General features: G+C 70.7%; 11 protein-coding genes. 7 read left to right on the top strand and 4 right to left on the bottom strand.

The window, feature by feature from the left end:
* Positions 1–81: 81 nt before the first annotated feature.
* Both OG598_RS24610 and ku read right to left on the bottom strand, forming a co-directional pair.
* Entirely contained in the window at positions 82–720 is a 639-nt protein-coding gene (locus tag OG598_RS24610) for a DUF4241 domain-containing protein (RefSeq protein WP_328651275.1), read from the bottom strand.
* A 73-nt stretch (positions 721–793) separates the two neighbouring features.
* Complete coding sequence (gene ku, locus OG598_RS24605) at positions 794–1,834, bottom strand: non-homologous end joining protein Ku (RefSeq protein WP_328651274.1); 1,041 nt, start codon at positions 1,832–1,834, stop codon at positions 794–796.
* 85 nt (positions 1,835–1,919) lie between these two features.
* Here ku and ligD (OG598_RS24600) point away from each other — a divergent pair, with 85 nt between their 5' ends.
* Both ligD (OG598_RS24600) and ligD (OG598_RS24595) read left to right on the top strand, forming a co-directional pair.
* Positions 1,920–2,861 carry a non-homologous end-joining DNA ligase gene (ligD, locus tag OG598_RS24600; RefSeq protein WP_328651273.1) on the top strand — a complete coding sequence of 314 codons (942 nt, stop codon included), beginning with the start codon at positions 1,920–1,922 and terminating at the stop codon, positions 2,859–2,861.
* Complete coding sequence (ligD, locus tag OG598_RS24595; protein WP_328651272.1) at positions 2,851–3,765, top strand: non-homologous end-joining DNA ligase; 915 nt, start codon at positions 2,851–2,853, stop codon at positions 3,763–3,765. The genes ligD (OG598_RS24600) and ligD (OG598_RS24595) overlap by 11 nt, the downstream gene beginning before the upstream one ends.
* Before the next feature lie 56 nt (positions 3,766–3,821).
* Here ligD (OG598_RS24595) and OG598_RS24590 read toward each other — a convergent pair whose 3' ends face one another.
* Together OG598_RS24590 and OG598_RS24585 are read right to left on the bottom strand one after the other, a co-directional pair.
* The gene (locus OG598_RS24590; RefSeq protein ID WP_328651271.1) at positions 3,822–6,128 is read right to left on the bottom strand and encodes an esterase-like activity of phytase family protein; all 2,307 of its coding nucleotides are present in this window, start codon (positions 6,126–6,128) and stop codon (positions 3,822–3,824) included.
* A 54-nt stretch (positions 6,129–6,182) separates the two neighbouring features.
* The gene (locus OG598_RS24585) at positions 6,183–7,262 is read right to left on the bottom strand and encodes a hypothetical protein (RefSeq protein WP_328651270.1); all 1,080 of its coding nucleotides are present in this window, start codon (positions 7,260–7,262) and stop codon (positions 6,183–6,185) included.
* A 144-nt stretch (positions 7,263–7,406) separates the two neighbouring features.
* Between OG598_RS24585 and OG598_RS24580 the strand changes: the two genes are divergently transcribed.
* From OG598_RS24580 to OG598_RS24560, 5 genes are all read left to right on the top strand, one after another.
* Complete coding sequence (locus OG598_RS24580; protein ID WP_328651269.1) at positions 7,407–8,159, top strand: TIGR03089 family protein; 753 nt, start codon at positions 7,407–7,409, stop codon at positions 8,157–8,159.
* 159 nt (positions 8,160–8,318) lie between these two features.
* The gene (locus OG598_RS24575) at positions 8,319–9,281 is read left to right on the top strand and encodes a zinc metalloprotease (protein ID WP_328651268.1); all 963 of its coding nucleotides are present in this window, start codon (positions 8,319–8,321) and stop codon (positions 9,279–9,281) included.
* Positions 9,282–9,526: 245 nt separating this feature from the next.
* Positions 9,527–10,246 (top strand): hypothetical protein, encoded by a 720-nt coding sequence (locus tag OG598_RS24570; protein WP_328651267.1) that lies wholly within the window; start codon positions 9,527–9,529, stop codon positions 10,244–10,246.
* Between the two features lie 151 nt (positions 10,247–10,397).
* Positions 10,398–11,543, top strand: coding sequence for a hypothetical protein (locus OG598_RS24565; protein WP_328651266.1), 1,146 nt, complete (start codon positions 10,398–10,400; stop codon positions 11,541–11,543).
* 80 nt (positions 11,544–11,623) lie between these two features.
* Complete coding sequence (locus OG598_RS24560; protein WP_328651265.1) at positions 11,624–15,328, top strand: carbohydrate-binding protein; 3,705 nt, start codon at positions 11,624–11,626, stop codon at positions 15,326–15,328.
* Positions 15,329–15,396: the final 68 nt, after the last annotated feature.

The following is a 15,396-nucleotide window of genomic DNA, read 5'->3' as shown; positions in this document are numbered from 1 at the left end:
GTACCCGCACCGCGGCCTACCGTGCCCGCCGCCGACGCCTCGGATCGCCCAGCGCGACAGTTCCGGGGCTTTCCCGGGCGGTTATTCCGGGACGACCATGAAGTTGGTCACGAACGACGTGATCCGTCCGTCGGCGGTACGGCCGATCCAGGTGCCGTAGCAGCCGTCGCCCCAACCGGTGGCCACTGTGACGACGTTGGCACCGCTGGCCTCGTCCAACACGGCGGTGATCAGCCCCGGGACCGGGGACGAGGGCAACTTGTCGGGGATGAAGACCTGCTCGACCCGGTCGTAGTCCCAGCCTTCCAGGACGGCGAGCGCTGTCGGGTCGGCGAGGGTGCCGGCGCCGGCGTCCACCCCGTAGCCGAAGTAGTCGTCCGCGCCGAGCGTGGCGACGTCCTGGTCGCCCGCGACGGCCGGCTCCCAGCGGATCGTCGGCTCGTCGGAGACCACCAGCTGAAACGCGGCCACCCGCCGGTCCACCTCGGCGTCCTCCCGGAGCACCACCGCCACCCAGGCGCGAGTGGCGTACCGCCCCGGCGGCACCGTGACAGTGAACGGCTCCGCCTCCGGGCAGACCAGTGGGTCACACCCGACCACCTGGCCGGTGGGCAGCACGACGTCGCCCGCCGGGTGAACCTCGATCAGGTACCCGCCGTGCTGGTCGGTGAAGCGAGCGCCGGGCGTCAGCAACCGGTCCAGATCAGGGGTGTACGGCATGGGGGCTCCTCCGGTCGCCAGCGGCCGGCGGAGCGTACCCGGCGAGGCGGACACCGCCGCCGCTGCCGTACGGTCAGGCGCTCTTGCGGGGTGCGGTCTTGCGTGCGGCGGTCTTCTTCGCCGGCTCCGCCTTCTTCGCGGCGGTCTTCTTGGCAGCGGTCTTCTTCGCCGGCTCCGCCGCCTTCTTCTCGGCCGTCTTCTTCGCGGCGGTCTTCTTCGCAGGTGCCTTGGCCGCCTTCTTCTCGGCTGCCTTCTGCGCCGACCGGGCCGACGAGATGGGCGTCGGCTCGCCGCCGCCACCGCCACCGCCACCACCGCCGCGGGCGGGCTGCTCGCCGCGAGCCGCCTTGGCACGCTCCACCGAGGCCTTCAACGCCGCCATCAGGTCCACCGCCGCGGCCGGGGCCTCCTCGACCTCCTCCGGCTGGACGACCTCCCGACCCTCCACCTTGGCGTCGATGACCTCCTGCAACGCGGCCCGGTAGTCGTCGGTGAAGACGTCCGGCTCGAACTCGCCGGTCATCGAGTCGATCAGTGAACTGGCCATGGCCAGCTCCGGCGGGCGCACCTTGAGGTCCTCGTCGAGGAAACCGAAGTCCGGGGTACGGATCTCGTCCGGCCAGAGCATGGTGTTGAGCAGCAGCACACCCTCGCGGACCCGCAGAGTGGCCAGTTGCTCCCGCTGACGCAGCGCCACCTTGACGATGGCCACCCGCTCCGAGTCGATGAGCGCGTCGCGCAGCAGCACGTACGGCTTGGTCGCCGCGCCCTCCGGCTCGAGGAAGTACGCCTTGTTGTAGAGGATCGGGTCGACCTGCTCGGCCGGTACGAACTCCAGCACGTCGATAGCGCGGGAGCTGGTCAGCGGCAGATCGGCGAAGTCCTCGTCGGTGAGGATCACCATCTCGCCGCCGCCGATGTCGTAGCCCTTGGCGATGTCGTCGTAGGTGACCTCTTCGCCGCAGACCGAGCAGGTGCGCTTGTAGCGGATCCGACCGCCGTCCTCACGGTGCACCTGGTGGAACCGAATGTCCTTCTCCTCGGTCGCGGAGTAGAGCTTCACCCCGATCGAGACGAGCCCGAACGACACGGCTCCCTTCCAGATGGCACGCATCCTGCGCTCCCTTCCCCGGTATCGACCATGCTCGCATCCGAAAGAACCGGACGCGAGGTGTTCGGGCTGCTACTACAGTCGGGTCGTGCCCGGCGCGCCGCTCAAGCCGATGCTCGCGATGACCGGGCCGCTCCCGGCGGGTGACGGCTGGGCGTACGAGTTCAAGTGGGACGGCGTCCGCGCCCTGGCCGACATCTCCGGCGGCGGTCAGCACCTGTATGCCCGTTCCGGCGTGGAGATCACCGCCGCGTACCCGGAGTTGGCCACCCTGCCCGAGCAGGTCGACGACGCGCTGCTCGACGGTGAGGTGGTGCTGCTCGGTCAGGGCGGGCAGCCGTCGTTCACCGCGCTGGCCGAGCGGATGCACGTCCGGGACCGGGCCAAGGCGGCCCGGTTGGCAGCGGTCATGCCGGTGACGTACATGATCTTCGACCTGCTCCGGCTCAATGGCGACGACCTGACCGGCTGGCCGTACGAGCGCCGCCGGGAGGCCCTCGACGCGCTCGCGCTCGGTGGCCTCCGGTGGGCGGTGCCGCCGATGTTCGCCGACGGGCCGGCCACCTACGAGGCGGCCGGGGAGCACGGCCTGGAGGGGGTGATGGCCAAGCGGGTCGGGGCCGTCTACCGCCCGGGGGTGCGCTCGCCGGACTGGGTGAAGGTCAAGCTGGAGGTGACCGGCGACTTCGTCGTCGGCGGTTGGCGACCGGGCGCGCGCCGGATCGGCGGCCTGCTGGTCGGGGTGCCCGGCCCGGACGGCCGACTGATCTACCGGGGTCGGGTCGGCGGCGGGATCGGCGCGGCCATCGAGCGGCAGCTCCTCGCCGAGCTGGAGCCGCTGCGCTCCGGCGTGTCACCGTTCGCGCCGGGTGTGCCGCGCGAGGATGCGCGGGGCGCCATCTGGGTAACACCCCAGGTGGTGGTGGAGGTGAAGTACGGCCAGCGCACCCCCGACGGCCGGCTGCGCTTCCCCCGGGTGCTGCGGTTGCGCCCGGACAAGCCTCCGGAGGAGGTCGACGATGCCGGCTGAACGGCTACGGGTGGACGTCGAGGGTCGCGCGTTGGAGTTGTCCAACCTGGACAAGGTGCTCTATCCGGCGGCCGGGTTCACCAAGGGGGAGGTGATCGACTACTACACCCGGATCTCCCCGGTGCTCCTGCCGCACCTGCGGGACCGGCCGCTCACCCGGATCCGCTTCCCCAACGGGGTGGACGACAAGTCGTTCTTCGAGAAGAACACGCCGGCCGCGACCCCGGACTGGGTGCGGGTGGAGAACCTTCCCGCGCCCGGGTCGACGAAGGGCCGGGAGACCATCGACTACGTGGTAGCCGACGACCTGCCCACCCTGGTCTGGCTGGCCAACCTCGCCGCGTTGGAGCTGCACACACCGCAGTGGAAGGTGGGTGAACCCCCGGACATGATGGTCATCGACCTGGACCCGGGCCCGCCGGCCGGGCTCGCCGAGTGTTGCCCGGTGGCGGTCCTGATGCGCGACCGCCTCGCCGACGACGGCATCGAGTCGTACCCGAAGACGTCCGGCAAGAAGGGCATGCAGCTCTGCTGCCCGATCGCCGGCACCCAGTCGTCCGACCTCGTGTCCGACTACGCCCGACGGATCGCCCAGGAGCTGGAGAAGGCCCACCCGAAGTTGATCGTGTCGAAGATGGCGAAGAACCTCCGACCGGGCAAGGTCTTCATCGACTGGAGTCAGAACAACGCGGCGAAGACCACTGTGGCGCCGTACTCGCTGCGGGCCCAGTCGGTGCCGTCGGTGTCGACGCCGCTGACCTGGGACGAGGTCGAGGCCGGCGCGCGCGGCCGGAAACCGGCCGTCCGCCAGTTCACCGCCGCCGAGGTCCTGGCCCGGGTCGAGGAGTACGACGACCTGCTCGGCCCGCTGCTGAACGGCGGCCCGGAACTGCCCACCCGCTGACGGGAGCACGGCCCGACGTCCACGCCTGTGGACGCCGGGCCCTGTCGGCTGGTGGGTCAGCTGCGGCCGAAGACCTTGCGGCTGGAACCGAGGCGCAGCAGCACCGTCTCACCGGTGGCGTCCTTGACCCCGTCGTTGTCGGTGATCGCGTACACCTCGCCGTTGCCGGCCACGGTCAGACCCTCCAGCTTCTCCTGGGTCCACCCGTTGCTGGCGCGCAGCGCGGGCAGCACGTCGACGGCGAGCGTCTTCGGCAGCACTGTCAGCGGACCCGTCGCCGCCGCACCGGGCAACGGCACCGTGTAGATCCGCTTGACAGTGGCGGCCGGGCCGTTCAGCTTGTCCCGTTCGATGACCGCGAGCCGGTCACCGACCACCGTGATCTCGGAGAGGCCCATCCAGTCGCCGGGCACTGTGGTGGCCCCCAACTGGTAGCCGAACCAACTCCAGGTGCCCGCTACGACGTCGTACCGGCCGAGCCGGACGATGCCGGCCGGGTCGGTGCTCAACTCCCGCTGTACGGCAACCCAGACGATCTCCCGGCCCTGCCGGTCAACGGTCGCGGTGACGCCCTCCAGCCCCTGCTTGCCGAGGCCGGCGGCGACCTCGGCGGGCAGTGCGACGGTCTGCCGGGTCACCCCGGCGGCGTCGAGCCGAACCAGCTTGTTCTCCGCGCCCTTGGCGCCCTCCACGGCAAGCCAGAAGCCGCCCTGTGGGCGGGCGAAGATGCCCTCCGCGTCGTACCCGACCGGAGCGCCGGCCGCGTCCCGCACCGGCAGCGCACCGGTGATCACTGCTGGGGTCCGTTTCGCGTCGACGGTGAGGATGCGGGTCTGGGCGTACGCCGCGTCGGTGACGCTGTAGAGCTGGTCCCGCTTGCCCGGGACGGCGCTCAGCGCGCCGAGCGCTCCCCAACCGGTGGGCGTGCCGGCCCGGTCCGTGCCGGAGACGATGCTCGGGAATGCCGGAGTGGCAGTGCCGAGCTGGAAGAGCGACACCGAGGCCCGAACGTTGACCGAGGCGTCGTCCTCCTCACTGGAGACCGCGAGCAGCCCGCGCGACGGGATGGGCAGCAGCCCTTCCGGCCCGTTGGTGGTCGGCAGCATCTGCTTGAAAACCGGCCGGGTGGGGTCGTCCAGGTCGTAGACGGCGACGAAGTTGCTCCGCTCCGAGCCGACGAAGGCGTACCGGACGCCGTCGTACTCGGCGACGGCCACGCCCTCCGGCTCGGTGCCCTTCTTGCCGGCCCGGTCCTCGTTGTGCAGCCCGTACGCGACGGCGAGCCGCTCGAAGGTGTTGCCGGCGTCCCAGGCGACGCGTCCGCCGAGGCTGTCGAAGACCGACCAGCCACGGGTGCCGCCGTGCCAGTCGCCCTCGTTGGCGGTGGCGAGATAGCGGTCGTCGACCCAGGCCACCGCGTCCGGCTCGCGCGGCACGTCGGTGATGCCGCCGGTCAGGTCGATGACACCGTCCTTCTTGGTGTCGATGCCGCTGATCGTGGCGGTGCCGGCGCTGAACACCTTGGTGATCCGGCCGGTGGGCAGGTCGATCAGGGCGACGCCGTTGTTCTCCTGAAGCGTCACGGCCAACTGGTTGCGGCCGTTGATCGAGACGTACTCCGGCTCGGGGTCGGTCGGCGCGGCGAGGCCGGCCTGCGCCAGCGCGGGCAGCGCCGTGCCGTCGGCCCCGGTCAGCGCGACCGGCCGCAGCCGCCAACCGGCCGGAGGCTTCCCGGCCAGGTCGACGATCTGCACGAAACCAGCGGGCGCCTGGGGCAGGTCGCCCTCTTCGCCGCCGGGCGGGGTGGCCTCCTCGTCGCGCTCGTTCTCGATGGCGATCGCGGCGTACCGCTTGTCAGTGCTGATCGCGATCGAGTCGGGCTGACCGCCGAGATCGAAGCTGGCCACCCGCTCGCGACTGGCCAGCTCGATCACGTCGAGGCGGCCGGACGGTTCGGTGTAGCTGGCGCTGGTGTTCACCACCACGAGCACGTACCTGCCGACCACGGCGACCGAGGTCGGCTCGTCCTCGGCGTTGCCGAGTTGGGCCAGGGAGAGCGTGCCGAGGCCGCGCGGCCGGTCGGCACGGGAGATGTCCAGAAAGCCGATGCGCCGGGCCAGCGCGTCGGTATGGATCAGGGTGCGACCGTCCTCGCTGACCGCCGAGATCTCGGCGACCGTCGCGGTCGTCGGATCCTCGCCGGCCGGCCGGTTCTGGAACACCGGGTACGTGGCGACCCGGTCGAAGGCGAGCGACATGCCTGGATGGTGGTGCCCGCCGGCCGATGCGGGGGTGGCCCCGGTCAGGCTGGCGGCGGCGACACCGGCTGCGGTGAGCGCCGTGAATGCTCTTCTGAGAGTCAAGGACTTCCTCCGTTAGGTCGTACCCGCACGGAGGCTGACAGTCGTCGGGGAGCATCAGCTTGCGGCGACGTGAACAGCGGGCGAAGCACGCGACCGCCACCAGGCGCCGCCGACCAGGGCGATCGTGATGACGGTGACCGCGACGTCGCCGGCCAGGGCCGCAGCCGGGCTCGCCGGGGAATACGGCGGCACCACGTACGCGAACGCGGCGGCGGTGACCAGGCCCGCGGTGCCGGCAACGAGCACGTGCCGCTGCCCCCAACCCTTGCGGGACGACCAGTAAGCGATCAGGGCGCCGGCGGCAGCGGCAAGCGTCAGTGCGATGGCCACCCCTGCCCAGCCGGGCGTCAGGTCGCCGCCGATTCGGACGAGGACGACAAGCAGACCCACCCAGAGCGGGTGCGGTGCCCGACGGGCCCGGCGCGGGTGGGGGTGACGCCAGCGGGGCAGCAGGGCTACCGCGACGAGGGCGACGACCACCACGGCGGCGAAGGCCAGTTGGAGCGGGCTGGCCAGGAAGCCCTTCCGGCCACTGTCGGAGAAGATCAACAGACTGCCGAGCAGGTAGAGCACGCCCACCGCGGCGAGACCGGGTCGGCCCAGCCACGGCCGCAGCCGCCGTTGCGGCCCGAGGAACGACTCGATGAGCACGATCGGCGCGCAGATCGTCAGCACTATGTGGTTGCCCACGTAGTCGAACGCCTGCCGGAGGCTGAATTCGAGCCCCGGCACCAGCGTCGCCTCGGCGGCGGCCCGGGTGTCGGCGTACTGGGTGTCGTCGAGGTAGTCGGGGTTGAACAGTGACTGGTCGACCAGCCCGGCCTGGAGTACGCCGAACGCGGCGGCGAGCAGCACGATGGTCGGCCAGCCCGCGCCGAGGTGCCGGGCGGTCTCCCGGATGAGGATCGCCGCGCCGCCGTACATCGGGCCCAGGAAGATCAACACCGGCAGGAAGTCGTCGATGGCGAAGCCGCCCCACGAGCACTCGGCCGCCCACGGCGCGAGCAGCAGCAACGCGATCACCGGCAGGAGCCGCCGACGCAGAGGCAGACGGTCGGCGGTGGCGAAATGGTCGGTGGCGGGATGGTCGGTGGCGGGATGGTCGGCGGTGCCGGGGTCGGGTGCGGTTGGCATGGGAGCTCCTCGGCGACGCTTTGGGGATCGTTCCCCGCACCGTGCCCGGGCCACCCGGTCACCCGATACGGCCATCGGCCGACGACCGGTGCGACCAAAGTCGTTGAGTACTGTGGTGCCGACGTCGACCCGGGGAGCGTGGAGATGCAGCCAACCGTCACGGCCGACCTGGCGGCCCGGCCCGTCGAGGCCGAGCGTCCACTGCTCAGCTACCGCGACGAGGCGACCGGCGAGCGCGTCGACCTGACGGCACAGCAGGTCGGTCAGTGGGCGGCACGCAGCGCGAGCCTGCTGCGGGACGGCTGCCGGCTCGGCCCCGGCAGCCGCGTAGCGGTCCTGCTGCCGCCGCACTGGCGTACCGCAGCGGTGTTGTTGGGCGCCTGGGCCTCCGGCCTGGCGGTGTCGTTCCGACCGCGCGCCACAGCGGGCCTCGCGGTGCTCGAACCGGGCGGCGACCGGCCGTTCGACGCGGTCTTCGTGACGCCGGAGCGCCAGGACGACTGGCTGGAGGACGTGCCGGACGCGCCGCACCGCTATCTCGTCGGCACCGGTCCGGGGCGGCTGGACGACGTGCCGTTGGGCTGGTTGGACTGGTCCGCCGAGGTGCTCCGGCACGGCGACGGCGCGCCCGACCACACGGCCATCCACCCGTCGGACCCGGCCACCGCTGACGGCACCACCTACGGGCAGTGGGGTGCGCTCGCCCAGGAGTTCGCCACGATGCTGGACCTGCGCGCCGGCGACCGCCTCCTGGTCGACGCCGCCGAGACCGAGCAGCCGCTGAAGTGGTTGCTCGCGCCGCTCTCGGCCGGTGCGTCCGTGGTGATCAGTGCCAACCTCGACAAGGCGCGGCGGGACGCGGTCGTCGCCGCCGAACAGGTGACCCGGGTCCTCTGAACGTCGCCGGAGCGGCCCAAACAGCGCTGGCCGACCCGGTTCCGTTACGTCGCCATCTGCCCTGCTCAGAGGGTCTTTTGTCGATGCCGTCGGCGTGTTCTCATACCGAACAGCGACGTCATCGACCACGCACCGCCTCCCTCATCGAAAGGTGCACCGATGCGCAGAAGATCGACCTTCCGACTGGCGGTCCTCACCGCCACCGCCGCGACGTTCCTGGCGTCCGGCGGTGCCTCCGGGGCGCTCGCCACTGCCGCGCCCGCGCCCGCCTCCCCGGGCGTCACCGCGTGTGAGCCGGGCGCCGACGCGCACGGCGCCGCCCGGCTGGCCGAGGGCGCCACCGCCCAGGAGCCGGAGCTGTACTCCACCAACGAAGCCAAGGCATACGGCGTGATCAAGGACGCGCCGCGCCTACCGAACGGCAGCGTCACAGTGCCGACGGTCTTCCACATGATCTCCGACCACCCGCTCACCGCGGCCGAGACGACCAGGTGGAACACCCTGATCGCCGCGCAGTTGGCGGTGCTCAACGACTCGTTCGCGGGCCGCACCGCGGGAGACGCCTCCAACACTCCGTTCCGGTTCTCGCTCGTCGACACGACGTGGACGGTGAACAGCGCCTGGTACACCGTCGTGCCGGGCAAGAACGAGCGGGACATGAAGAAGGCGCTGTACACCGGCGACTCGGAGACCCTGAACGTGTACGCGGCCAACATCGGCGACGGGCTGCTCGGCTGGGCGTACTTCCCGAAGGGTTACAACAACGGGCGCGACTACATCGACGGCGTGGTGATGCTCGACGAGTCGATGCCGGGCGGCACGGCCGGCAAGTACGCCCTGGGTGACACGCTGACGCACGAGGTCGGGCACTGGCTGATGCTGGAGCACACCTTCGCGCACGGCTGCTCCGCGTCCGGCGACTTCGTCGCGGACACCCCGCGCGAGGCGGCGCCGCAGTTCGACTGCCCGGTGGGCGCGGACTCCTGCACCGCGCCCGGGCTCGACCCGATCCACAACTTCATGGACTACACGCAGGACTCCTGCATGAACATGTTCACCGCCGGGCAGGCCGACCGGATGAGTGACGCCTGGGTGGCGTTCCGGGCCGGCGGCGCCGGGTAACCACCCGCTTCCAGGGGTTGGCGGGCCGCGCTGAGTGGCCCGCCAACCCTTTTCTGTCGCACTCACCCGCCTCGCCGCTGGTTCAGCCATTGCGCGCGGAGAGGCGCAGTTGATCAACTAACTGTTCACCCCCGCTGCGCCCGTTTCTCATCAAGCTCGCCTGGCGAGTTCGCCAGCGCCCGGCAGGGTCACTGAACGGTCGCGCCCACCGGCGTGCCACAGCACCTGTAGACCGGAGCGCTGGCATGCCCTCAACCGCACGGTGGCCCCGCCGCGTCGTGATATCGGTGGCGTTCACCCTCACCCTGCTGGCCATGGCGGTTCCTGCCGGAGCACACCCGTACGGCTATCCGCAGACCGTGACCGTCGCGGCGGACGCGACCCGCCCCGCGGTGGTCCGCCTGACGTGGAAGGCGGGCGGCGTCGACGAACTGACACTGCTCGGCGTCCGGCTCGGCCTGCTGCCGCAGGACCGTGTACTGCTCGACGGCGCGATCTCGTTTCAGGCTTCGGACGCGACAGTGCTCGCCTCGTCCCCGTCATTCGCGACCTATTTGCTCAGGCAGATGACAGTCAGCAGCGGCGGACACGCGTGCGCCGGCACCGTCGACCCGCCGAGCGATCTCGCGGGCTCCGGTGTGGACGTCGACTACCTCTGCGCGGGGCCGATCGGCGCGGCCCGCATCGAGGTCCGGATGTTGAGCGACCTCGACCCCGCGTACCAGACGGTGGCGACCGGCCCGTGGGGCCAGCGCCATGTGTACGGCCCCGACCGGTACGCCCACGACTGGGCGCTCGGCGACGCACCCTCGGCGCCTGCTGCGGGCGTTGCCGACCACGGCCGCGCCACCGCCTGGAAGGTCGCCGGCAGCGTCGGCCCCCTGCTGTTCATCGCGGCCGTCGTTCCGCTGCTGCGACGTCAGGTACGTCGCCGACGGATCGCCCGCGCCCGACCGTCGTCCTGAGACCGGCCACCCGCTCTGGTCCCCGTGCCCGCCGCGGTCGGCATTCCGGTGCTCGGCGTCTGCGGTTCTTCGCACCCAACAAAGGAGAAACCTCGCCATGACGCACGCTTCACGTGCGCGTAGGAAGCGAACACGCGGACTCCTGTCCGCGGTGGCGCTCCTCCTCGTCGCCGGACCGGCGACGACCCTCAGCCCCACCCTCGCAGGAGCGCAGGCGATCCCGACCAGCGGTAACGCGCCGCTGATCAGTCTGAGTAACGGGCAGAACCTCGAAGGTGAGGTTCCCGTCGTCGTCGAGCCGGTCACCGAGAACGACTCGGTCACCACCCTCGCCGTCGACGGCGACCGGATCGGTGCCGACAAGACCGCCGGGACCGCCCACTTCGCCTTCGAGATGGGCGGCAACGGCACCGAGGCCCGCTACCGCAACTACATCACCGTCAACGGCCACACCGCCGACGCCGACCGGGTGTACCTCCCGGACATCCCGGGCGGGCAGGTCGGCACGCTCGACTTCCCCGGTGACTGGCTCCAACCCGGCTCGAACACCATCACCGTCCAGGCCGGAGCGAACTGGGTCGACTCGACCACCAAGACCGCCGTCGGCTATGAGGAGTTGCCGAACGGTGAGGGTGGCCGCTGCCCCAACTACGACGACTACGCGTTGAGCAGCATCAGTCTCAGCCTGCTCGGCGTGGTCGCCGACGGCGAGCAGAACCTGTTCAGCTACAGCTTCGGCGACGGCACCTGCGGCAGCTCCGCGAAGCTGCTCAAGCAGGCCCTGACCTTCGTCATCTCCGGTGAGCCGGGCAGCACGTCAGGCCTGCGCGCCGACCTGGACACCACCAGGCTCACCAACGGTACGCACACGGTCAGCGCGACGACCCAGTCGGGCGCGAAGACGTCAGTGACCGTGGACGTCAACAACTCGCCGGTCGGCGCGGCTGTCGTCACCCCGGGTGACGGTGCCCGCATCCGTGGCACGCGGCCTGTCATCGCCGCGCTGCCCACCGGCGGCAAGGACCACGTCGAGTCGCTGGCCGTCGACGACAAGCCCGCCGAGAACGCCGAGGCGCTGGCCACCGGCACCGCCACCCTCGGTCTCCGCGTCGAGGCCGGCAACTCCATCGAGGCCCGCTACCAGAACTACGCGCTCGTCAACGGCCACCGGGTCGATCTGGGCGGCGACTATGGCGCCACCGGCGCCGAGGACGTCAGGCTGGCGTTCCCGACCCGGTTCCTGCACCTCGGTGACAACGTCGTCGAGGTCCGGACCGGCGACTACAACGGCACCTGAACGGCGCGACCTGCGCCAACCACGACGACTTCACCCTCACCCGGGAGGCGACGAGCCTCACCCTGAGCACGGCGGGCACGGTGACGGCCGGCACCACGTACGTCGTCACCACCAGCGGCACGACCGTGACGAAGGCGGAGACGACCGCTGCCACGTTGGCGCTGGGCGACGGCACCTGCGCGGCCAACAGGGACGCCGAACTTCACTTCACCATCGACGGCGCCCCGACGACCCGTACGGTCGACACCCTCGGCAGCGGCGGCGACGCGCACCTGAAGGTGTTCGTCGGCGGCAACGGCAGCGACAACGGGTACGACAACAAGGTGCTGATCAACGGCATCCCGCTGGAGATCGGCATGTGGGAGAAGGAGACCGCCGACCTCACCTTCCCGAACGAGTGGCTGGTGCCGGGCGTCAACGCCGTGGAGTTCGTCGCGGGCAACGACCACGGCAGCGCCAAGCCCGGCGGCTGCGACAACTTCGACGACTTCACGCTGCGGGACTTCCAGCTGCTGCCGACCGACGCGAAGGCGACCCAGCTGACCCGCTCGGTCGCGCAGACCACCGTCACCATCGGCTCGGCGAGCTACCCGGCCGGTTCGCAGGTGACCACGTACGTCGGCGACGGCACCTGTGGCAGCAGCTACAACTCGGTGCTGACCAAGGTGGTCCTGTTCGACGTCACGGCACCCGACGGCGCGGCGCTGCCGGCGCTGGGCAAGCGCGCCGACGTGGACACGACGGCGATCGCGGACGGCGCCCACACCATCAAGGCGGTCGTCGGGGACAAGACCTCGACGCGGCGTTTCACCACCGACAACACCGCCCCGGAGGTCGAGAGCAGTGTCCCGGCGGGCGGGCAGCGGCTGACCTCGACCGTCGCCCTCAACGTCAAGATCAAGGACGCTTCCGGGGTCGTCGGCACGCCGGCCATCACCCTCGACGGCGTGGCCGTCAAGCAGGGCGACCAGATCGGCCACGGTCTGCCGGCCGGCGAGCACACCATCGCCCTGACGGCGACCGACGCGCTCGGCAACACCGCCACCCGCGAGGTGCGCTTCAGCAGCGCGAGCATCCCGGACGTTCCGAGCGAGCTGAACTCGACAGTGAAGAGCACCGACCCGCTCTCGGCCGAGCTGTCCGCCCGGATCCCCGGCGCCGAGGGCGTCGGACTGACCGCCACCTTCACCAAGGCGGACGTGGTCGTGCCGACGGGCGGTTACCAGGGCGAGGCGGCCGACGTGCCGACCACGCTCGACGTCCAGCACGACAAGTTCGTCGACGTCACCTCGCTGCGCCCGCTCGACGGCGCGACGATCGACACCCCGTCCAGCCGTGGGGTGATCTTCCAGCGGTACGACCTGCCGCTGGGCGCGACCAGGCAGCAGCCGACTCTGCGCTGGTCGGGCACCATCGACCCGGCCCGGATCGTGGCGCTGCGGGCGTGGGACCCGGCCACGAAGAAGTGGGTCGTGCTGACCAGTTCGCGGGGGCAGGCCGGGCAGGACACCGTCCTGACCGCGCAGATCGAGGCCGGGTACCGCGACGGCGGCGTGGTGCACGTGCTGGTCACCGGCGAGGATCCGTTCGCCGACGACCTGTCGCCGCACGACGCGTCGGCGCAGAACGACAAGGACCGCTTCGAGGATCCCGCGTCGTACGACTTCTCGCTGGCGCACTTCACCGACACCCAGTACGTCACCGAGGGTGCGGCCGGCGGAACGTACGACGACTTCGACGGCAACGCCGAGCCCTCGGACGTCGAGACGGCCGAGGAGCAGGCGATCTGGTCGGCCGCGTACCGCGACCAGATGCAGTGGATCGCCGACAACGCGGCCAGCCGCAAGATCGCGTACGCCGCGCACACCGGCGACGTCATCGAGAACGACTACTACGACCCGCTGGCCAAGAACCCGGACGGCTCGCTGAAGCGGCCCGGTCTGCACGAGCAGGTCGAGAAGGAGCTCGCCACCGCGTCGGGCTTCCAGAAGATCCTCGACGACAACGGTGTCGTCAACCAGGTCATCGCCGGCAACCACGACGATCAGTTGGGTGCCGAGACGGGCCCCACGTCCCGGTTCAGCCGGACGTTCAGTGCCGACCGGTACTACGGGACGGCGAAGGGCTGGCCGAAGGGCACCGAGTACCACGCGTGGGACGAGGTGACCAACGCCGACGGGTCCGTCACGCCGGGCAAAGACAACCAGAACAACTACCTGCTCTTCTCCGCCGGTGGCCTGGACTTCGTCGCTGTCGGCCTGTCGTACGGCGTCACGCCGGCCGAGGCCAAGTGGGCTGACTCGATCTTCAAGCGGTACCGGGACCGCAACGGGATCCTCCTCTCCCACGATTACCTGAAGCCGTCGGCCAACCCCGACGGTCGCGGGGCGGACTTCTCCGCACCGGACGGCTCACCACTGTTCAAGCAGGTCGTCGAGGTCAACCCGAACGTCTTCCTGGTCCTCGCCGGACACGAACACGGCGTCGGCACCAACCTGAAGTCGAAGATCGGCGTCACGGTCAGCCACGACGTCGTGGAACTGCTCGCGGACTACCAGTTCTACACGGTCACCGCCGCCGAGCTGTGGCCGTCGCGGGTCGCCCCGGACGGCACCATCGACGTCAACGGCGACGGCACCCCGGACCACAAGGCCACCGACCGGTTGCAGTTCGGCGCGAGCTTCCTGCGCCTGCTCCAGTTCGACGTGGACCGGGCCGAGATGCACATCGACACGTACTCGCCGTTCCTCAAGAACTTCGGAGCGACCGAGTACGACATCCGCCAGGACGGCAGCCAGCCGAAGCCGCGGTACAACGGCTCGGAGGACAACCTGACACTGCCGGTGGACCTCAGCACCCGCAAGACGTCGTTCACCACCGACTCGCTCGCCGCGTACGTGCCGTCGGGCACGATCGGCACCGACGAGGTGACCTCGAACGGCGTCGCCACCACGACCTGGGGCAATCTCCTGCCGGGCACCTCGTACGGCTGGATCGTCTCCGCGAAGAGCGCCGACGGCGGCGAGGCGGTGGCCCAGCCGGCCGTGTTCGGGACCGCCAAGCAGGTCCCGACGATGACCGTCACCGCCGCCCCGAGCACGTGGGGCACCGCGGCGACGGTGACAGTGCGGGTCGCGGCCGGCAGCACGCCGGTCACCGGCACTGTGGAGCTGCGCGAGGGTACGACCGTCCGCGGTTCGACCACTGTGACCAACGGGACCGCGACGTTCACCCTCCCGGTGGGCCTCGCGGGCGGCCAGCACACGCTCACCGCGTCGTACGAGGGCGACGACCACCTCACCTCGGCGCAGGCCACCGCCGTCCTGACGGTGAACCTGCCGGCGCAGTGGAGTTCGTCGACCGTCTACAACGATGGCGACCGGGTCACCTACCAGGGTCGGGTCTTCCGGGCCTCCTGGTACACGAAGAACCAGAAGCCGGGTGCCGACGCCAACGGCGCGTGGCAGGAACTCGCCATGACCGAGGACGGTACGACGATCTGGACCGCGTCGCGGATCTTCAACTCCGGTGACGTCGCGATGTACGACGGTCGGAAGTGGCGGGCCCAGTGGTACACCCGCAACCAGAAGCCGGGTGACCGCAACGGCTCCTGGGAGGAGATCGCCCCGACCCCACCGGACAACAGCCCGGCGGCCTGGACGCTCACGAAGGTCTACAACGCCGGTGACCGGGTGTCCTTCAAGGGCCACGTGTACGAGGCGAAGTGGTGGACGCGCGGCCAGGAGCCCGGTGACAAGTTCGGCCCCTGGAAGCTGATCAAGTAGTCGGGTTCGCGTGACGCCGGCCCGGGATCGCCTCTGGTCCCGGGCCGGTGCGCGTCTCGTCACCCGTC

The organism is Micromonospora sp. NBC_00330 (assembly GCF_036136635.1).
GTDB lineage: Bacteria > Actinomycetota > Actinomycetes > Mycobacteriales > Micromonosporaceae > Micromonospora > Micromonospora salmantinae.
This window is presented reverse-complemented; position numbering and strand designations above follow the sequence as displayed.

Coding starts and splice junctions, on each gene's coding strand:
- OG598_RS24610 (WP_328651275.1), bottom strand. CDS start 720: ATGCCGTACACCCCTGATCTGGACCGGTTGCTGACGCCCGGCGCTCGC.
- ku (WP_328651274.1), bottom strand. CDS start 1,834: ATGCGTGCCATCTGGAAGGGAGCCGTGTCGTTCGGGCTCGTCTCGATC.
- ligD (WP_328651272.1), top strand. CDS start 2,851: ATGCCGGCTGAACGGCTACGGGTGGACGTCGAGGGTCGCGCGTTGGAG.
- OG598_RS24585 (WP_328651270.1), bottom strand. CDS start 7,262: ATGCCAACCGCACCCGACCCCGGCACCGCCGACCATCCCGCCACCGAC.
- OG598_RS24580 (WP_328651269.1), top strand. CDS start 7,407: ATGCAGCCAACCGTCACGGCCGACCTGGCGGCCCGGCCCGTCGAGGCC.
- OG598_RS24575 (WP_328651268.1), top strand. CDS start 8,319: ATGCGCAGAAGATCGACCTTCCGACTGGCGGTCCTCACCGCCACCGCC.
- OG598_RS24570 (WP_328651267.1), top strand. CDS start 9,527: ATGCCCTCAACCGCACGGTGGCCCCGCCGCGTCGTGATATCGGTGGCG.